At 52.6% G+C, this 20147-nt stretch carries 19 protein-coding genes; all 19 read right to left on the bottom strand.

Annotated elements, in window-relative coordinates:
* Positions 1–41: 41 nt before the first annotated feature.
* Positions 42–1352, bottom strand: coding sequence for a HipA domain-containing protein (locus tag GALF_RS04995; protein ID WP_013292973.1), 1311 nt, complete (start codon positions 1350–1352; stop codon positions 42–44).
* Positions 1349–1612: a helix-turn-helix domain-containing protein gene (locus tag GALF_RS04990; protein ID WP_041938278.1), complete on the bottom strand. Its 264-nt coding sequence runs from the start codon at positions 1610–1612 to the stop codon at positions 1349–1351. Before GALF_RS04990 ends, GALF_RS04995 begins: the two co-directional genes overlap by 4 nt.
* A 371-nt stretch (positions 1613–1983) precedes the next feature.
* On the bottom strand, positions 1984–3198 hold the full coding sequence (locus GALF_RS04985) for a hypothetical protein (RefSeq protein WP_041937978.1): 1215 nt from the start codon (positions 3196–3198) through the stop codon (positions 1984–1986).
* Positions 3195–4355 carry a hypothetical protein gene (locus tag GALF_RS04980; RefSeq protein WP_013292970.1) on the bottom strand — a complete coding sequence of 387 codons (1161 nt, stop codon included), beginning with the start codon at positions 4353–4355 and terminating at the stop codon, positions 3195–3197. Before GALF_RS04980 ends, GALF_RS04985 begins: the two co-directional genes overlap by 4 nt.
* Positions 4356–4361: 6 nt before the next feature.
* Positions 4362–4901, bottom strand: coding sequence for a hypothetical protein (locus tag GALF_RS04975; protein WP_013292969.1), 540 nt, complete (start codon positions 4899–4901; stop codon positions 4362–4364).
* Positions 4902–5007: 106 nt separating this feature from the next.
* Positions 5008–5544: a hypothetical protein gene (locus tag GALF_RS04970; RefSeq protein WP_013292968.1), complete on the bottom strand. Its 537-nt coding sequence runs from the start codon at positions 5542–5544 to the stop codon at positions 5008–5010.
* 51 nt (positions 5545–5595) lie between these two features.
* Positions 5596–6948: a HipA domain-containing protein gene (locus GALF_RS04965; protein WP_013292967.1), complete on the bottom strand. Its 1353-nt coding sequence runs from the start codon at positions 6946–6948 to the stop codon at positions 5596–5598.
* Entirely contained in the window at positions 6945–7181 is a 237-nt protein-coding gene (locus GALF_RS16125; RefSeq protein WP_041938276.1) for a helix-turn-helix domain-containing protein, read from the bottom strand. Before GALF_RS16125 ends, GALF_RS04965 begins: the two co-directional genes overlap by 4 nt.
* A 67-nt stretch (positions 7182–7248) precedes the next feature.
* On the bottom strand, positions 7249–7647 hold the full coding sequence (locus GALF_RS04955; protein ID WP_041937977.1) for a DNA-directed RNA polymerase subunit alpha C-terminal domain-containing protein: 399 nt from the start codon (positions 7645–7647) through the stop codon (positions 7249–7251).
* Positions 7648–7708: 61 nt separating this feature from the next.
* Complete coding sequence (locus tag GALF_RS04950; protein ID WP_013292964.1) at positions 7709–7933, bottom strand: hypothetical protein; 225 nt, start codon at positions 7931–7933, stop codon at positions 7709–7711.
* Between the two features lie 237 nt (positions 7934–8170).
* Positions 8171–10375, bottom strand: a complete 2205-nt coding sequence (locus GALF_RS14860; RefSeq protein WP_013292963.1) for an EAL domain-containing protein — start codon at positions 10373–10375, stop codon at positions 8171–8173.
* A gap of 176 nt (positions 10376–10551) precedes the next feature.
* Positions 10552–11820 carry an RNA polymerase factor sigma-54 gene (locus GALF_RS04940; RefSeq protein ID WP_013292962.1) on the bottom strand — a complete coding sequence of 423 codons (1269 nt, stop codon included), beginning with the start codon at positions 11818–11820 and terminating at the stop codon, positions 10552–10554.
* A gap of 66 nt (positions 11821–11886) precedes the next feature.
* Positions 11887–12207 carry a hypothetical protein gene (locus GALF_RS04935; RefSeq protein WP_013292961.1) on the bottom strand — a complete coding sequence of 107 codons (321 nt, stop codon included), beginning with the start codon at positions 12205–12207 and terminating at the stop codon, positions 11887–11889.
* Positions 12208–12263: 56 nt separating this feature from the next.
* Positions 12264–12569: an integration host factor subunit alpha gene (locus GALF_RS04930; RefSeq protein ID WP_013292960.1), complete on the bottom strand. Its 306-nt coding sequence runs from the start codon at positions 12567–12569 to the stop codon at positions 12264–12266.
* Between the two features lie 8 nt (positions 12570–12577).
* Positions 12578–12802 carry a hypothetical protein gene (locus tag GALF_RS04925; protein ID WP_041937976.1) on the bottom strand — a complete coding sequence of 75 codons (225 nt, stop codon included), beginning with the start codon at positions 12800–12802 and terminating at the stop codon, positions 12578–12580.
* Positions 12803–12898: 96 nt separating this feature from the next.
* Positions 12899–13723 (bottom strand): hypothetical protein, encoded by an 825-nt coding sequence (locus GALF_RS04920; protein ID WP_013292958.1) that lies wholly within the window; start codon positions 13721–13723, stop codon positions 12899–12901.
* A 40-nt stretch (positions 13724–13763) separates the two neighbouring features.
* Positions 13764–15326: a Fic family protein gene (locus GALF_RS04915; protein WP_013292957.1), complete on the bottom strand. Its 1563-nt coding sequence runs from the start codon at positions 15324–15326 to the stop codon at positions 13764–13766.
* Between the two features lie 194 nt (positions 15327–15520).
* Positions 15521–18538, bottom strand: a complete 3018-nt coding sequence (locus GALF_RS04910; protein ID WP_317623716.1) for a DUF6701 domain-containing protein — start codon at positions 18536–18538, stop codon at positions 15521–15523.
* A 75-nt stretch (positions 18539–18613) separates the two neighbouring features.
* The gene (locus tag GALF_RS04905) at positions 18614–20125 is read right to left on the bottom strand and encodes a chemotaxis protein CheA (RefSeq protein WP_013292955.1); all 1512 of its coding nucleotides are present in this window, start codon (positions 20123–20125) and stop codon (positions 18614–18616) included.
* Positions 20126–20147: the final 22 nt, after the last annotated feature.

Here is a 20147-nt window from a genome sequence, read left to right as displayed (position 1 = left end):
CCACATGATTTCTAACCTCGTCAATCAAGTTCTATAAATCTTCACCTTTGCTTCAGTTTCGCCGCGACCTCCTTGATCACGACGTGGATAATCGTCCGTAAACAACGAGATTCTCCCGCGAGAATGGGTGCAAGGTCAGCGCGCTGCTTGAGGGATGCGTTCTCTGCCTCGAATTCCTTATAGATTTCTTCCGCCTTGCCCATGATGTGATTGCACAGGTTATCCAACAGACGCTCTGCAGTTGCCTTCCTGATGTTGAGGGCATCAGCAGCTTCGATGAGCAGCGCCCGGTCGACGTCTGCGATGAACTGTTTGCCCAATATGGGCCACGCCATCTCTGTCAGGTTTGGCCAGCTTTTCTTGTCGTAGGCCAGTGTCTCATAGCAGGCCGTGCTCAGGATGTCGTAGTGTGGAGCCAGTTCGACACCCTCTTCACTTACCAGAAAGCTCAGGTTCTTCAGGTGCGCGTCGGTATTGCCGACCAGCACGTTGAACACCAGCCAGCTGAAAAGCCGGGTGCGCGCAGCAATATTGCCTCGACATTGGTCTGCCAAGGCCGCCAGGCTGGCCATACTACCCTGGCTGTATTTGAAGCTGCGATCAAGCCCCAGCAACTGGCAGGCATCGATGACATGCCGGCGTTGCCAGCCACGCGCATCTCGAACGCGGTCGAAGCGGTCGATGATATACACGGGCGCAGGAACATAGCGGCGATGAACATCAGGAACGTTCAACCCGGCTCGCTTGGCCAACCGCATCACGAACCACTCATTGACAGCAGAATGTGGATAGTCGGCATCCGGGTGATCAGGCTTGATAATATGCGTCGAGGGTGTTGCACCTGCAGGCTCGAAAAGCGCCCCATCCTGCAATACGACTGCCAGCTTATGTTGTGCACCCGCCAGCGACATGCGCTTTTTTGCACCGTGCGTGAGCGGCACACGGGGTAGTGCGAGTATCCGTTCGTTAAGCTCGACATCCGACAAGGGGAGCAGTGCTTCCTCTATTTGATTCTGAGCATCAGGTGCAAGCAGGGTGAGCGAGCCGGCAGACTCGGCACCGTAGTAGCCCAGCAACCCAAATGAATCAGCAACATCGATGCGGGCATCACCGGCCAGCAATCTTCTTTGATGCTCTTCGGGCAGGAGGTTATCGAAATACCACTGCACGGGTCGCTTCGATGACAGATCCAGCAGCGGCGCGTGTTGCAACGGCAGGGATGGACTCAGGCCGAAGTGTTGTTGGTCGTTGAGCCAGGCGCTGTCGTACTTGAAAGACCAGATCCCGTTTTCGTCCCGCAACGTGCCGATCGGACCGCTATTGAGGGAAACCAGCAAGGTACGCTCGCTCATGGTTTATTCTTTTGGTTCTGCTCATTATTTTGCAGCGCGATGCCGTCCGGCACATCAAGATAGACGCGAATACCCAAACCTTTCATGGCTTGGAAGAGCTTACCCCATTGCACAGACTCGTTCCCTTTCTCGACCTTGCCGAGAAAGTTTTCGCTAAGACCGATACTGCCGGCCGTGTCGTCCTGACGAAGCCCTTGAGCCTTTCGGGTAGCACGGACAATCTTGCCGACATCAGATGCACTGTTGAGTGGTATCTTCATTGCAATCCCCTTGTTCATGAGGATTATTGCATATCTTGAGAGTTTTGCGTGAAAATCCGCAAGATCGCGCAGATTTATTCGTTCGCGCAGGAATAAAATATGAAATCCTTACGGATGAAAGGATTCTAATTCCCTGAGAAAGTCATCAATAAAGCTTGAGCCGCAGGTGAGGTAACCGGATTGCGCCATGTTATTTGGCGCGCAACAGCCAAATTACGCCACGCAGCAGCTTTATATGGCGCGATATATAGAAATCGCGCCATCTCGTTACACTTTATCGAAAGTTTAGTTCGAAATCTGGCGTGAATGCGTGTTGATCATGTCAGATGCCACTTGATTACCCCATCTGAACGGGTTACTCAACACTTCACTCACAGCAACCTCGCCAACGCCCCGCGTACAAAACTGTCTTGCGGATAAGCATCCAGCAACTTCCGAACTCGCAATAAAGTTTGATCGACACTTCCCGCCACCCTCGCCCCACGCATGCTCGCATCAAATGCAGTCATCACCTCACCTGCCGTAACCTCGTATCCCCTGCCCGCGAGTATCCAGCGTAACGACAGCAATCCAGCTTCAATCGCGAATAGCGGCTGGGTTTCAATGAAATCCAACGCCGCGCGGTTCAAGGTACGGTGATCAACCGGCGACTGCCTGGCCAGCTTGATCGCCAAATCATACAACCCCGCATCCTTGGCAGCGGCGAACCACTTACCTTCCTGGCCGGGCGTACTGGCCACCAGATCGTTGAGAATATCGGCTGGTGATTTGTGCGGATATTTTTTGCAAATAGCACGGAACGTGGACAGGTAGGTCGTTCCTTGATTGGCTGCTATCGCATAGCGCTGATAGGCTTCATCCGCCATACCTGATGAGAGCAATATCTCCTCACAGGCTTGAGCGATGCTTTCCGGATTGTTGTTCAGGCCATGCGACGTTTCCGCATAGCGCAAGGCTTCGGCTTTCTTGCCTTGGGCAATCAGTGCCTTGACACCCCATTGCCGGTCATACCACCAAACAAACGGTGCCTTTTCGAGCAAAGCCAGCAACTGATCGTAGCGCCCGGCCCGAAGCAGCGCGGAGAAACACATATACGTTCCATGGAAAAAGCCGGAACTTTCCTTACTGCCAGACCAGACTTGTTCTACAACACTCATTAAACGATCTGCCCATACGGCTGCCAGCTCAGGTGTGGCGCATAGCTCACCCCAGTACCCACCCAGACTTTCGATGTAAGGAACCTGGTCAGCGGCATGGGCTTCATACAAGCGCTCCAGCCATTTTGCACGTAGATTTTTTTCGACATTCGCGCGGGCGATAATGGGTACCAGATCAGCGATGGCCCGATTGACGGCACTACCGATGGCACCCGAGGAACTATCGACATTCTGCAAGGCTGGGGAGACTTTTTCCAAAAACAGCACAGCGCCCTCGGCTGCCAGCACAGGCTCTTTCCGGGCGACTTTTTTAATCTCGGCAACCGCTTCCTTGATGCGGGTAATGGCAGGTTGAGAACGCCAACCGAAAGCACCACGACGAAATCGTGGCGTGAATTCCCAGCTATGCTTTTCGGTAGTAATTTTCATGATTTTTTCCATAAGCCTGCCTCCACCAGTCGCCGCACCAAGGCACCGCGCTTGATGTGTCGCGCCATGAAGCACTGCATGGCATGGTTCCACTCAATTCCTGAAGAACAGAGTTTGTAAGCCTCGGCCAGATCAACGACAGCCCGGCTGACCTCGTCATAGGCCGAGGCAATACCTCGTTCCGCTTTCTTATCCAGCATCTGCCAGCAGCGGTCGAAGTTCGCAGCCAGTGTGCGCAGATACGCATCGCGTTGGGCTTGCTGTTCTGCCTTGAGCTTGATGTGTTGCTCGGCTTCCCATTGCCGACGTACCTTTTCAGCGGACTCGGCGAGTTCCCGCAGATTCGCGACGGTGCGCAGGACAGGGGCTGTCACGCGCGTTGCGGAATTTTCCTTCTGCCACGTCAAAAAACGGGATTTCAATTGACGCTCGGCCCGATTAGATTGGCCGGAAAGCAGCAGCTTGAGTACCTGGCGGCTGTCATCGGCAGACAGGCCTGCAATCCACACATCCATTTGCCTGTCGGTATCATCCGATTCCGCATCTATTCCGACATCACCATTGGCGGCTGCGGCAATCAGGTCAGGATCAATCTCCAAAAGTTCGACCAAAGCCTGCTGGGCTGGCGTCAGTCGTGACAACCCCGGAGGCGGAAGTGGTTCGCTCTCGCCCTCTTCTACTTCGCCCGCCGTTACTCCGGCCAACCAGCCCAAATATAATGAACGCAAATCGCCACGCAACAATTCGTCCCGCAACGCGATCAGTCGCCCCATCCAGCCCCGGCCATCGTCCTCGCAGAAGCGGTCATAATTTTCACTTTCGTTGAGGTTCCACGAGATAATCCAGTGCGATTCACTGTGATTGATGTAGATCGAAGACTCGGTCGCAAAGGCATTGAGTGTTGCGCCATCAAAAATTTCACGCGGCACACGCACCATAAAACAGCAGACACACATATCGGTAACATAGACATGCGCATCGAAATAGCGCCGCATCCAGTCATCCGGATCACCCTTGAGGCCACTCCAGTGGTACTCATTAACAAAGCTGGTCGGTGTAATGGATGCCCGCGAGGAACAGGCACGCAATTCGGCCATTTGCCTCGGCGTTAACGGCTGATCAATGGCGACAAATTCGTAATATTGATATTCACTCATCCCGGCTCACTTTATCTCCAATGGTGTGACATCAAGCTCAAGCACATTCTGCTCAATCGTGTCTGTATCCATCACGCGATGCAGATAGGCGTAAGCCACTCGCCATTGCTGCTGCCCGCAGAGCAAGGTGACCGTCTTGTCGTTGAGACGAATGATACGGCCACTGCGTTGCTGCTGGTTTCGATCAACAAAACCCACCGCATCGCCGATGGCCACCTCGTTGCGACCCAGACCTTGTCGCGGTTGTTCACGAATTTGTACATCCGTGCCATCCAGATTGATGGCAGCATAAGCAATCAGCCAGCGTCGCCCATCATTCTGATCCAGAATAACAGCCTGTTTCCGACGAAGTTCAAGAACTTTTCCACGACGCAAGGTATTGGCTTGAGAATCAAAATATTCAATGGCGAGCCCAATCTGCAACCGAGCATGAATCGCCTGCACCCAGCGCGGCTCATCCAGCACCCTGTCGATGGCAGCCCGCATACGGTAAAGTTCAAAGGCAGAGGCCTGATTCAGCGCTTTAAGGACATCTGAAAAATTCATGGCAATACGATCATGTGATTAAAAAGTAGTCGTTCTGATCAATGAATACTTCCACTGCTAGCTGCAGCTTAAATACCCACAATCCAGCTTTATGCATCAATTTCCATCAATGTAAAATTGTCGGCATCTCGTCATCGTCCTTCCTGGGCAGCAGATGCGAAAGTCGGCCTTTCACTTCCGAGTAATAGCGGAATTCAACCACGCCAATTGTCCGCTTCTTCTTGGAAATTCCCTTGGGCTTGATTTGCGGTTGCGCGACCCACACACCGCGCCTTGTTTCCAACGTAAGCATGCACACGTCTATCGCGTAAGGCGAGGCGCCGATACTGCCGTACTTATCAAGGATCGCGTTCATCTGCCGTATTTTATCTGACCGCAGTGACCATGCTTCCGTGATGGTGAACACAAAATCAGCATCCAAGGCCAACGCCGCTGACTGTATCGCCAGCGCAGAGTGATCTTTGTCCTTGATGCTTCCCGACTGAATCATCACTGGGATGATTTGCTTGCTGGTCAGATTGCCAACGAAGGCGAGCGCTTGAAGCTTTTCGCCGACCTCCAGAAAGTCGCGCGCTTTGTCGATCAGCGAACCAATAATATCCATGTACGCTTGCGGTGGAGTGCTGATGGGTGCCTCAATCATTTTTTCCTCAATATTTGCCACCGGTCGCGAAAACTGGCTCTTCACTACACATCACGAAAGCTTGGACAACCGCGCCAGTACTGACGGATCAAATTCCCGACTGTTCAATAATTCATTGATCGAAGACGGTCGAGACTTGAGTGCATCAGCTACGAACCCTCTTCGCTCATCAATAACGGTGAGCACTTTTTCTCGCAAAAATACTCGCTCCTCATTGGTCAGTCGTTCATCACCGATTACCCTGGAGATCGCTTCCGGTAAATCCGCACTCATTCGCGATAAGACACTACGAACAAGTCGAGGCGCGACACCCGTCTCATAGGCCATTGCATCCCAATGCGCCCCTTCCACCCATCCCGGCTTATTCTCTCCTGCGATAGACATCGCCATCGTCTGCCTTGGCAGATAGGCCTCCACGCAAAGCATGTCGTAGAACGGCGCTACTGCCGCTTTTTGTCCACGCATCAGGAAAGCAATATTTTTTGCGTGTGCATCCAGATTACCGATTAAATAATTAAAGGCAATCCAATGAACAACGGCATTGGCCGCTACGATTGGACGTTCGATGAAGGTGCCTCTGAGAACCTCGAACAGGTGATGCAGCCCCAAGCCACCTTCACTCTCATATTTTTTCGACGGTGGCACACCCAATGTTTGGCACAGGTCTATCTGGTGGAGCCGCCTGAATACCCTGCCAAGGCCTTTCTCAGCACTCAATGGCTCACGGTCAAACCGCTCAATGACATAAAGTGGTTCGGGAAGATGCAGCAAGCCGACGTTGGGAACTGAAACTTTCAGCTCATGAGCCAGGCGCATGCAAAAAAATTCGTTGGCCGGGCAATACGGGAAGTCCGCACTGGCATTCTCCGGTTTGACGATATGGGTCGAGGGTGCCGAACCTTCAGGCAGGAACAGCGCACCATCGGTGTCAATACGCAGCCCGAGTTTTTCCTGAGCACCTGCCAGGGACATGTGGATTTCATCCCATGAGGCCATCAGAGGGAGATTGCGCGCCCTGGAAGCCTTAATTTTTTCCTGAAGTGCCTCTTGTGAAAGTGGAATCAGAATTTCCTCTGTCGCGGCAGTGTATCCTTCTGGCGTCAGCGAAAGCGCCCCCGCAGTGTCCTGTCCATGTCGGATCAGTAGCGCCCACGTATCCCGAGGATCGATTCTGTCCCGTAAGGCGATCAGGTCTCGCAGCCGACCTTCGGGCAACAGGTTCTCGAAGAACCACTCGACCGTCCTGGCATTCGCGGTATCTTCGAACGCTCGGGTGGAGATCGGAAAAATCGGCGAAAGTGCATAATCTTTCCACTCAGTCGAGTAGTCAAATTTCCACTGTCCCTGCTTAATTTCAAGGGTTCCAACCGGTATCCCATTGGCCGAGACGATCAAAGCACTCATGTAGTGTCACCCGGCAGCCTCAGCCTGACATCAATGCCAAAACGACTACAAACGGACAAAACTTTCCCGATCTGTGCAGTTGATTTCCCTTGCTCCAGACCGTTAAGAAATGGCAGACTAACATTACACAGCGCAGCAGCATCACGCTGAGTCAGGCCAGACTCCTTGCGAACAGCCCGAAGGATATCCCCTAATTCGCTGACAGAAGAAATGCTAACTTCCCTGTGCGCCATAGCCACCACCATAAAGATAAACGATCGTTGAATTTTACTTTGCACTAACCCTCAATGCAATAAAAAATCAACGATCGTTTATTATAGATGGCGCTATCTGACTCTTGGCGGGTTTTACAGGAAACCATTTTTCGATCTCCCTCAAACTCTTTTTCCCGAAATTGCGAATACGAAAAAGCTCGTTTCTTCGATAAAGCTCGACAACTTTCTCTACTGTCGCCAACCCTTCTTCATGGAGAAGGCGCAATGTTCTCGGAGTAAGCTTGACGAACGGGTCAATGCTTTCATGCATTCGTTTGTTTCGGTGGAATCGCTCTATTCTATCTTTGACATTGTCACCCGACATTTGAAACGCGCGACCGATGGCAGCATAGGATTGGCCCGTTTCCCGAGCCGCGACGATTTCCTGATCCCGTTTGCGGCGAACCTCTCGTTCCGTCGTTATTTGATCGCACAGACCAGACATGACTGCGACTTCCTCCAAGCACTCCAACCCAAATTAGACAAACTCAAAAAAACAATCATCATTATTTCGTGAGCTGTCTGCCGATCATCGACACCACGTTCGAGCCCTGATATGCCTTGTGAGCTTCTGTCAGTCCAACGGAACGTTTAATCAGATCACCAAACGATCCAGACTTCTGTTCTGCCACCACAAGCCTTGCGATGTCATCCCTGATGTATTCAGGTTGTTGAGCGATGATGTTTGCCATCCGCTCAGGGCGTTCCAATCCATCCAGTAGTTTGTCCATGTTTTCTTCTTGCTTAGTTGGTATGCCATGCTATCGGGTCAACAGTACGTGTCCTGATGAAAACCATCTTCATTATGCTCGTGCAAAGTTCCTTCAGGAATTAACGGAATCCGGTTAAGAGCTACGGATGTCGTTTATCAACTGAGCCGATACATCCATCCAGAAACCCGTCATTCGGTGTAGTTTGTATTTCTGTTGCACGATGAGAATTATAGACCGATGAAACCGGTTGCTCCATCAAATCGGCATTCGACGAATCAATCCCTCAAACTCTCCGATCGACACGGGTTTGCTAAACAAATAACCTTGGTACGCGTGACAGCCATTACGTTCGAGGAAGTCACGCTGCGCCTCGGTTTCTACTCCTTCCGCAATCACTTCCATTCCCAGGCTGTTGCCCATGCTGATGATGGTCTGTACGATCACTGCATCAGTGGGTTTTATGCCAATATTATACACGAAAGACAGATCAATTTTCAGTTGGTCAAGCGGAAGTTGTGTCAAGTAAGATAGTGATGAATAGCCTGTGCCAAAGTCGTCCATGGAGAAACGCACGCCGACCTCCTTGAGGTCGCTCATCTTGATGACAGCATCATTGATGTTGTTCAGCACCACGCTCTCGGTCAGTTCGAGCTTGAGCCGGGCCGGATCGGCACCGGTCTTTTCAAGGGCTGCACGCACTTGTTCGACGAAGTCCGGTTGGTGGAATTGCCGCGCGCTCACGTTGACGGCGAGTTGCAGTTCGCATGCCAACGGGTTTGCTTCCCAAGCCTTGATCTGGGTGCAAGCGGTTTCCAACACCCATTGCCCGATGGGCAGAATCAGCCCGGTATCTTCCGCCAGGGAGATGAAGTCCAGCGGCGAGACCAGACCGCGTTTGGGATGCAGCCAGCGCAGCAATGCTTCAGCACCGATGGGCTGATTAGCGGCATTCATCTGTATCTGGAAGAAAAGCTTGAATTGCTGCAGGGAAAGTGCGTGGCGCAAGTCGATTTCAAGCACAGCACGGGCTTCGAGCGATGCCTGCATGTCCGGATCGAAGAAACGAAGGGTGTTGCGGCCAGAGGTCTTAGCCTGATACATTGCGGTATCGGCGTGCTTGAACACGTCATCCATGCCGATCTCGTTGTCACGGAACAAACTGATGCCAATACTGGCGGAGCTGTAGTGTTCAAACCCCTGAAGATTGAAGGGCCGGTTAAGGGAGGCAAGAACCGTCTCTCCAATATCCTGGGCTTGTGCTACCGCTTGCTGGGTATCTTCGTTCAGTTCCTCAAGCACGACGACGAACTCGTCGCCACCCATTCGGGCGACCGTATCACTGTTGCGCACGCAATCCTGGAGACGTTTGGCGACCTCAATCAGCAGCAGATCACCGATGTTGTGACCCTTGGTATCGTTAAGTGCCTTGAAGTTGTCCAGATCAATAAACAGGATTGCACCATGGTTCTTGTGGCGTGCGCTGTGGGCCAGCACACGCTGCACGCGATCCCGCAACAGGCTACGGTTGGGCAGGCCGGTTAGAGAATCATAAAAGGCGAGTTGCTCAATATGAACCGCCTGCGCTTTAAGCTTAGTGATGTCCTCCACTATGACCAGCAGATCTTCTTCTTCTTCTTCTTCTGCAAGCCGGATTCCAGTGATGGTGAGGCGCAGCCATTTTTCGCCCAGCGCAGCGTCAATGCCACGCAAGGCAATCCCGCTGGTGAGGACAACTTGCGCCTGTTGGTGCAGATTGAGTAGCGGCAGGATGTCTTCGAGTTCGCGCCCGGAAACATCTTCTCCGTTCTTCAGTCCGAACATCTCGCGGAAGGAGCGGTTAACACTCCGCACCTTGAGGGTATCGTTCACCACGATCAGCCCCGCAGGAAGGCTCGCGATGATATCCTCGGCGTAGCGCTTGAGGCCAAGAATAGTATCCCGGTCAGTCTGCATATAGGTGTCGAGGGCAAGCCCCATATCCAGCATGACGATCTTGATCAGAGACTGGCAGGTGGCGACAAAAGCCTCTGGTTCTTTCCCTAGCTGCTGCCAGAGTTCAGGGAGCAATCCTGCCAGGTACTTGCTGTAAGCGCCGAGGTACCACTTGGGTTCGAGCCCGATGTGCTGATGAACAACGCCTACCCGCAAGCGGTGAAGAATGTATTCGGAGCCGTAGTCGCCCGCAGTCAGGCTGTCAAAATATGACATCTGGGTTCGCTTCAGACGCTCAAGGGAGGGAGCATCCGGAATGAAACGACGGGTTTCCTCAAACTTGAGCATGTGGGCGTAAAAGTCCTCCACGAAGCGCCGCGACACATTTTGCAGACGCGCGTGCAGCCCCGTGAGCAAGCTGACATCGGTTTCGTCGAACTTCAGGAACTCCTTGCGCCGAGCGATTTCTTGCGCGTCTATCCTGACCGCCCGGGCCAGCGCGGCGACGGCCTCGTCCGAGAGATTCATAGTCCGACTCCCGCTATAGAGCCGCAGACGGTGAGATGGACGTCAGGCTTGCTTGCTTGCTTGCTTGCTTGCTTGCGCAATATTTTTTCCACGATATGTCCCAACTTTTATTTATTCTTGTTCACGTTTTGCGCCAGACTCTGATATGACATCTTCTTCTCTGGCGGTTCTCTTTCTCACGGGCTCATGCGATTGCACAACGGCGGCGTGCCGAAGGTTTCGCAAAACACCCGGTACAAATCCCGTTCCGCCCAGCGCCATCCTTCGCTGATCAGGCGAAACCGCACCCGTGCAGCACCATCTGCAAGATGATTATAAAGTAACACATTATCGCTACTGCCGCGCAGGTGATCCCCCAGTCGCTTGCGCAAATCCCCAGTCGAGCCAATATACACTACGCTATGCGGCCCCGGCGGCGCGCCTTTCTCAAACCATCCCGCTTTTGCTTCACTCGCGGGCGAGACCAACGCCGCCCGGATTTCGTACACACCCGGCTGTGCCGGAACCGCAGTCCGCAGCGCTTGATGGGTCAACGGTAGCAGTGCGGTAAACCCCTCGGTCGCCGCCAGATAATTCATGCGCTGGCTACGACTCCGGTAATCGGGAATCGCCAAATCGTGCCGGATGTTGGCCACCGTGCGCCGCAACAAACGAAGGCCATATTCACACTCAAGGATGGCGACGATGGCACCATCCGTCAGCGGCTCCCGCAATTCCTCTTGGAGCATCCATACTTTTTCCATTTTAATCACATGATCCACGAAATGGCAATGAACCTGCCGAGGCTTCGGAAAAAGTCCGCCCATCGGCACCGTTTCGCCGTTCGGCAGTGCGATGGACAATACGCGCACCAATCGGGAAATCCGGCCCGGATCTGCCACCACGGAAAGATTCGACTCCAATCGCAGCCGGGCGGAAATCTCCGCCTGGGTCATGGGCAAGAGCGCCAAAGCCTGCCCAGAACGCAGATATGCCGCTTGCGATACCAGCACTGCCTGCATCAGTGCGTGGGTGAGCCGGTTTCGGGTATTGATGAGGCGCAACCTGCGCAATACGCCCGCTAGTTCCGCAGGGAAGTCCGGGCGAGACATCATGAGGCTCACACCCTCTTCATCGAACCGGTATTCCCGCACGTAACTGTCGCAGTGGTAGAGAAACATCAGCCCCCTGCTCGCCCCAGTGCCGGGATACAAGTTTTTCATATCGTGTATCTTCCCCAGAACCGGGGAGGCTTGGGTTTGAGGGGCTTCGCCCGCATCATGCTCCACCTGCGCGCCTTCCAATTGACTCACGGTCACCCAGGGGCGCAGGGCGTCGAACCCGGTGGATAACTCCACTTGGGTTACGAGACGGTCGAAAGTCCGTAGCGGCAACTCCAGAAAGCGGGCGAGTACGATTTTGCCGAGCAGTCCGGCATCAATTTTTTTATTGTTATAGTGCTGCAATCGTTATTACGCCGATAAGTGTTTTTTAACATATCGCGGATTCACAACGAAATGCACTAAATTAAGTTACCTCTGGTAAAGTTTTTCACCTTCCGCGATTGCCGAGAAAACATCTTCCAAGCCCTCTCTTACCATTTCAGCCAATTTGATGATTTCTTCCGGTGCAGATTGACTGGCAATATTGCAAATCAACAGAAGTAATTCCTTCATCATTTTCAAGTTCTTCACAAACTCCAAACTCATCGCCTCATCAATGTAAAACAGGAGTGTGTCTGAATTTGGGAAGCTAAAATCATTGACGACAGCGTCTCTCAATACAGCCCATGCACTTTGCAGGTCTGAAAGCGCAGTTTTGTTATAGTCAGTAGGTTCTTTGGAAAATCCCATATTAGCTAACCGTTCGAAGGCGAAAGAATCAGAATATCGATTATGGCCGCCAAAAATCAGGCAATTGTTATCCCATGATAATTTTTCTCAACCAAGTTTTTTAGTTTCGCGCTGGGATGAAAAGTGACCACGCGCCGCGCAGAGATGGGAATTTCTTCGCCAGTCTTGGGATTGCGACCGGGGCGTTGCTGTTTGTCGCGCAACTGAAAGTTACCAAAGCCGGATAATTTAACCTCTTCACTCTGTTCAAGCTTGACGCGAATCTCCTCGAAAAACGCTTCCACCATATCCTTGGCTTCACGCTTGTTCAGGCCAACTTTTTCAAATAACAAATCCGCGAGTTCTGCTTTAGTCAATGTCATGCTTTTCCCTATATATACAAATCACCCACCAAATCAAGCTGGCCAGACAGCGGGAGGTCTTCGTCGTCACCGGCGGCGGCCAACAGGAATTTCATCAGGTTCGTCATACGTGTGTAGCTTTGCGCCATTGTATCAAATGCATGCCAGGAAGATTGAATGGCTAGCATATCGTCGAACAGAGTGTGTGATGCGTGCATGACTAGCCTTTTATTTTTCGATAAAGCTTGTTCCATTCATCGTATTCCCGATGCGTCATCACCTTATTCACGAAGACTTTTTAAACCTGCACCTTACGATAGCCAATAAGCACTGGCACTCACAAAAGCAGTTTACTTTGGTGGTGAGCATCGCTCAAGAATGCGTTTCCAGCCATTTCTGGCGGCGACGGCCTCCCGAAGTATATCGACATACTCATCACCTTGAACCCGTTTGTCGGGCGGCATCGATGCTTCGGCAAGTTCTGACAACAGCCTGATACGCGCTAAACGGGTTTCGCCCAACTCAAGAATTCGGCTGTAAGCTTCGCAGGCATACGCGAAGGTTTCACGTTTTGCATAATCAATCTCGAGCAACCACTCACGACGACGGCTTTCAGACAGTCCGACCATTTCTCGTTTGCAGTTATGGAAGATGTGGGCCGCTTCGTGAATCACGTAATCGTCGAACGGATCATTGTTGCCAAAATACTTCATGGACACATAGCAGGTCGTCTCTTCGCTCAAGCCAAGAAGTCCTGACGCGGTGTCACTGAGCAGTTTTGCATCCAAACTTGCAAGGTAGAGGTTCGCCAGCTCCCATGCTGTATGGAGCCATCTCGTCTTTTCAAGGGTGGCAATTATCGTTATCGGCGTGAGAAATACGACCGAATGCTCAAGCATATCGAGAATGATCATTTGCTCGACCTGTGGAAACAGCCCTCTCACCATAGGCGCAAATTTCGCACGCGCATTTATGTCCAAACCAGAATGATGACATTCAGGCACAGAAACCCGGTCGGTCAGTGTGGAAACTTCCGAAATAAGCGCACCCCGGAGTGCGGCACTGCCACTTTTCGCCCGAGCTACGAACGTGCAGCCAGACCATATCTCAAATGAGTTGTCGTACTCGCCACTGGTGAGAAAACGTTCAATTTCAGTTCGTTGCAGTATATTCATTGTTTTGATGCTGGACTAAACGATACGTTGTTGTCAGTTCTTAAGGGCGGAATGGTGATACCGCCGACACTTTATCCATTTGTCTTTGCACGTCTGTGCTAATGAAGTCGGCAAACGGCTTGATATTTTCATTCACACTGGCTTGTTCAAGCGCGGTCATGTAACCGTCTCGATCTTCGACATGGATGACCGTCCACGGGTATCCGCCAGATGCGAGCATAGCATTCATCAAAAACCGCGCCATGCGTCCATTGCCATCCCCATAAGGGTGAATATAGACGAAGATAAAATGGCCTAGCACTGCGCGGACTGCCGCTTGTGGCTCCTTCGAGATCAAGTCGAAAAAAACCGGCATGGCATCTCGCACTGATTCATAGGAGGGCGGAACATGCCGGGCATAGCGAATGAATACCGGCCAGGAACGATAGCCGGCGAGATGTTTAGCTTCGAGGATACCGCTCATGACGGAAGGCTCGAAGAGTTTTCGATACCAGTCATGATGGTCGCGCCGAATCACCTCGCCAGGCTCACTCCGTTCCAGAATACTCGACAAACTCTTGCGAACCTCAACAAATGCCTGATGGTAGCCTTTGGCTGCCAGCGCGTTGCGGTCATTCTTGTCGTCGCTATTTTCTTCAGGATTCCATTTGCCGGATGCAATCTTGGCGATCAGCGCTTCCGTCACACGATAGCCCTCGATTGACAATGAATGATAGGCATCTTCGATATGCCGGTCATCGACATCCGCGATGTAGGACTCGACATCATCCGGCACTCCCGGTGCTGGCGGGAATGCGCTAATCACCTCCCCCCGCATCGATTCCCACATCAGCCTGATTCGAATCGCACACGCTGATTCCGCTCGCGCCAGAGTCAATAATGATGTCAGCGTAACCTGAAAGGGATCGCTCTCAGTGACCGCATAACCCGCATCACGCATGGTTCGGACGATACGATCACTCTCATTGGCGCGACCCATTGCGCGCATCGCACCGGCGATTCGCCCGGCGACGACCGAATTGCCACCTTCGAGTAGCTTGACCAGAATCTCGGATGCATCCGCGATCTGCGATAGCGCGATCTGCGCATCAATCGGGTTCGTCGCGAAGAAGGTCGGTGACACACGTACCAGCGATGCCGGCAACGAGAGCAGACGAATTCCCTCCTTGACGACGATATCCGCCCCGGAGGCGAAGTCCTTTGAACGGTAATCAAAAAGACCTGTCTCGAATTTGAGTGTGAGATTGTTGTTCGATCCGGTTTTGGTGTGGATCATCAGCTGACGAGGGATTGTTGTGTTGCCGGCGTGCCTTTGTAGAGAGGCTTCGGGCGACAGGTACCAGTCGTTGCCGAACCGGACGTTGCAGTATCCGGTAACGAATTCATGGAAAGACGCATACCACGCCGTTGACTCCCCTGTCTTCTCTGCCGGATTGGAAATGATATACCAACCCTTGATGACTTCCTTCATGAAGCCTGCCGCAACCAGTCGATCACGATGAACACGACTGAAGTCTTTACTCTGAAATACGTGCAGCCCCCGATCTTGCTCGATTTTCAAGAGTTTCAACGAAACTGCCAGCTTTTCATTTGGGGTGGACATAATATTCCTTGGCAAGTTTATTGCGCATTACTATAGCACGTTTAATCCGCTTCTCTATGGCAAGTTTATTGTGTTTTTCCACTTAGTTGAATTTTGCTGAACGGCATCTAGCGACATGCGATCCGTCAAATTCTCAGTTTATCCATACAAAGTCAGCGTAATTGGGTTATGTGAAATAAAATAGGTTTTTACACTCAACGACCACGTCGTCCGCGATAAATAAACAAATTATTACCCTTATACACACCAAAGGTAGCGCGTGCGGATGGATTGCTCACACCTGCACCGCTCCAAGCAAATTGCAACCATGGCATTACCGTCGCAACGACATCAACATACCCGGTTACGTTAGGCATGAACAGTAAGAGATTCCCATTGCCACCCACAAAAGGTGAATTTACACTTTTGCTTACAACAACCCCACTCGGCTGTAACGTCAATATGGGTAAAGTAGTGATCGTGCAGCTATCGGACGCGTTAAGCATCCATCCGTGTGTTGAAGTGTAATACTCCGCAGTAAATGGCACTGCCATGTTGAGCAACTCCGAACCGTAGGCATTCAGCAGCTTAACTCTACCGCTGCGAATTTCCGTTGTGCCTTCGATATGGCCCGAAGAGCTGACTTGAGCTGTATCAGCATCAGTGGCGCGAAGGGTAAGCGTAAGCGGTGCGGTTTGCGGGGTAGCCACAGCATACGTCACATTTGCACTGCCGACGCCATTGGCAAAGCCAGCAGCCCCAATCGTGTTGCTTGTAAATCCAGTCGTTGCACCCGCGTTCGACAGAGTAGTGAAGTAAGCATTCCAGCCCGTATAATTCGCCGTAATGCCACCGCCTGCAGCCTTTGCTGTAACGGTGGTCGTGAACGGCTGGCCAGCCTTGATCGGAGCTGTTGAACCCGCATAGGTGAATGCTCCGCAGGCGGGTGTGACTGCCGTGTCGAAATAGGCCGGATGGAAACGCCCGACAGAAGCTTGCGTGCCAGCCACTGCCGTGGGCAGCGCCCATCCCAAATAAGTACTCATGCCGGCATTTAAATCTACCGTGCCAACTTCATTCCAGGTCAGATTGGTACTCACCACACCGCCGACGAAACCTGTCAGCGCTGTGTTGATTACAGTGGCATTGCCGATGCCTGGCAAATGGTTGCTGGAAGTGATCGTCAACATGCTATTGAAGTTCGGCGTTGGTGAGGGCGTGGCGCAGGCATTCTTCGCCGTCACGGTCGCGTTGAATGCCAGCCCTGCGGTCAGCGGAGCAACGGGAATCGCACTGAACGCAAACGATGCGGGCGCAACGATGAATGTGCCACTGCCGGTCATGGCGGCACCGCTAGGTGCAGTGCCCGTAGTGGTCAGCGTAAGTTGACCTGCATCAGGGTAACTCAGCGTAATCGTCGCCTTACCCGTCGCATCGAACAACAAGTTATGTGCTGTACCAGGCGCGGCAGTACTCACCACACCAGTGGACGCTGTTACCCTCAGCGTACCCGTAGCTGGATTGGTATAGCTAGTATAGAGTTGCACCGCGCGGGTCACGCTCTGGTAAGCAGGTATGCAACGTCCTGTAGCCGGTGCGGTCTGCACCGCCTCAATCGTGGCCGATACATTGATGCAGGAAAACTGATTCGGCACTGTTACCAGAAAGCCGGAATTATTAAATGTCATGGCGCAGCTTGCCGCTCCCGTAACGGTATTCAAACAGGTCGTCGCCGCAGCCGAAGCAGGATTGGATGTCGCACCCAGCGTGACACCCCCTGCTGTTGCTTGCTGCACGGTGGCAATTGCAGCACCAGTCGCCCCAATCACCACAGGCACACCGCCCGGAGTGGGCGTAACCGTCAATCCGCCACCGGTATAAAGCGTGGCGCAAGCCGCATCGGCACAAGCGCGCAGAGTGATAGTCTGCGGCGAACAAGTCAGTCCCGTACCACCATGCTGAATCTCGATGTGATCCTGAACGGCCGCACCGGGACAGACCACCCCGTTGATTTGTGCCTGAACAACAGAATTAAAATTAATCCCGACGTTATTGCCAAGCTGAACTTCCCCCGTAGTAATGATCGCACCCGTAATCACTGCATTGTTATCGAACTGTACTTGTGAATTAGCGAACGGACTGTAGAGCAAACCAGTGAAGGATGTATTGTTTTTGCCAGCATCAAACTGCGCGCCACTATACAAACTAACTTGCAGATTTCCCGCATTACCACCCCCATTCAGCGAAATGCCTTTGTTTTTCAGATCAATCTGGTTGCCTATATACAACTTCACCGCACCCGTCACGATCAGATTACCGCTCAGTTTCAGACTGTTAATGTAGTAGGTTCCTGCCGCCAATTGGATTGAGCCAGTCGTATTGAGGCTTTTAATATAGTAAGTACCGCCGCTAAAAACGGTCGGATTGCCCGTTGCGTTAATAGTGCCATAAGTACCCGCAGCTACCAAGGCCGCATTATTGACGGTTGCACCACCCGCCAGCGGGAATGGTGTTGGCGGCAAGGCGTACATAGTCGGCGCAGGTAGCACGGTCCCCCCGCTAACGGGAATAGCGTTATTCGACCCTGTAACCACGACAGCACCCGCACCTCCGTTAACTGTTGTGCCATTACCGTATGTCAGGTTATTTGCGCCCGCCATGATCGGGGTAGGGCCTGCTGCCGTGGCAGTCAGATTACAGCTCGTAGCTGCGCCGCCTCCACCGCCCGCACCACCGCCTGCACAACTTTGACTAACAACCGTGCCTGCGCCATTTGTTATCGAAAAATTCGCTGGACATGTAGAAGCAATGCTTGCCTGTGTCAGATTAGTCGTTCCGTTAACAATGATATTGCCCGTCAATGTCAATTGAGTAGATGCTGCCACGGTAAGATTGGCAAACGTAACATTTCCGGTAATCGTCTGATTTGTTCCGGTCAGTGAAACCGTGCTATTCACCGGTGCAGTGAACGTGCCGTTATTGGTAAAATTGCCGCTCAAGCTGATGGTCTTGCCCGACTTGATTGCCAGTGTTCCGCCCGCTTGCACAGTGACGTTGGTCACATTCAGCGTATTTGCATCAGCCAAAATATTCGTACCATTGGCAATAATGACCGTCGCTCCAACAGGTGGCTGACCACCACACGCTGCATTCCATGCCGCCGTTTTATTCCAATCCGTCTGACTAGCGGCTACGCTGGTACAGGCCACCGCCAGCGTCTCTATTGAGAGCATCAAGCCTGCCACCCACATAAAACAATAATGACTTTTTTCATATTCATGCTCATAATTTTTATTTTTGAGAGGCGACTAATTGCCCCGAACGTCGCTCAGCAGTTCCTTGATGTCGAGTATCAACACAATGTCGCCCTCGCTGGACATGGTGACCCCTGCCACGCCTTTGGGGCGGAAGGTATCCAGCGACTTGATGACCACATCGTCGTGACCGGCAAAACCGTCGGCGGACAAGATAAAGCTGCTGTTGCCGAATTGCATCAGCACACCCACTTCAGGTTCCTTGTCGGAAGCATCCCAACCGATCAACTGAGCCAGCGGCAACACCGGCAACACCTCGCCGCGCACCACCATGGTGGCACGACCCGAGATTCTTTGTAATTGCCCCGGTGTCACGGAGAGGATTTCGCGCACCATGGACAGCGGCACGGCAAAAGACTGGTCGCCCAGACGCAAAATCAACACCGGCAGGATCGCCAGGGTCAGCGGCAGCGAAATCGTAAACACGCTGCCTTTGCCTGGAATCGAGTCGATATTGATCGAGCCGTTGAGTTTCTGAATATTGGTCTTCACCACATCCATGCCCACACCGCGCCCGGACACACTGGAAATTTCATCCTTGGTGGAGAAGCCCGGCAGAAAGATCAGTTCCAGACATTGGTTCTCATCCAGGGTATTGGCCACCTCGGAGGTGAGCAAGCCCTTTTCGATGGCTTTGCCGCGAATCACTTCCGGCCGCATGCCGCGACCATCGTCGGCGATGGTAATCAGGATATGGTCGCCCTCATGGCGCGCACTCAATTCCACCATACTTTTCTCAGGCTTGCCCGCAGCGATGCGCCCTTCGACGGTTTCGACACCGTGATCGACCGCGTTGCGCACCAGATGGACCAGCGGATCGTTCAGATCCTCGATCATGGTTTTATCCATCTCGGTCTCTTCACCGGTCAACACCAGCTCGACATCCTTGCCCAGCGAGCGCGCCAGATCGCGTGCCAGACGGGGATATTTCTTGAACAGTCGCCCGATCGGTTGCATGCGCGTCTTCATCACCGCATTTTGCAGATTCACCACCAGCATATCCAATTGCGTGACGGATTGGTCCAGTTCCCGCAAGGTATCCGCATCGTGCCGCCCCTGCAAAATGTCGGAGCGCAGATGATTGAGCCGGTTCTTGGTCAAGCCGATTTCGCCGGACAAGTTCAACACCTGATCCAGACGTTCGGTATCGACCCGGATGGTGGTCTCTTTTGCTTCCTTGACCATCACATCGCCATCGCGGCGGCCGACCGTCGCCCCCGGCACATCGTTGGTACGACGACCAAACGCCTTCCTGGTCGATTCTTCTTCCGACAAGGCCTCGGCAATTTGTTCCGGATCGCGGGTCGCTCCCACCGTAGTAACGATGTCCGTACCTGTCAACTCAGTAAATAACGCTTCCCAATTCACACTTTCCCGTGCGTGAGCGGCGTTTGTCTGGTCAGACCGGCTCTCTGAATCCGGACTGCTGCGCGCCACATTCTGAGCAACCATCGCAGCATTAAAATCATCAAATATCCGTTCCACACCGCATGCAAAATCGCTCATTTTGTAACCTCAGCCCTGAGTT

This window comes from Gallionella capsiferriformans ES-2, assembly GCF_000145255.1.
Classification (GTDB): Bacteria; Pseudomonadota; Gammaproteobacteria; order Burkholderiales; family Gallionellaceae; genus Gallionella; species Gallionella capsiferriformans.
This window is presented reverse-complemented; position numbering and strand designations above follow the sequence as displayed.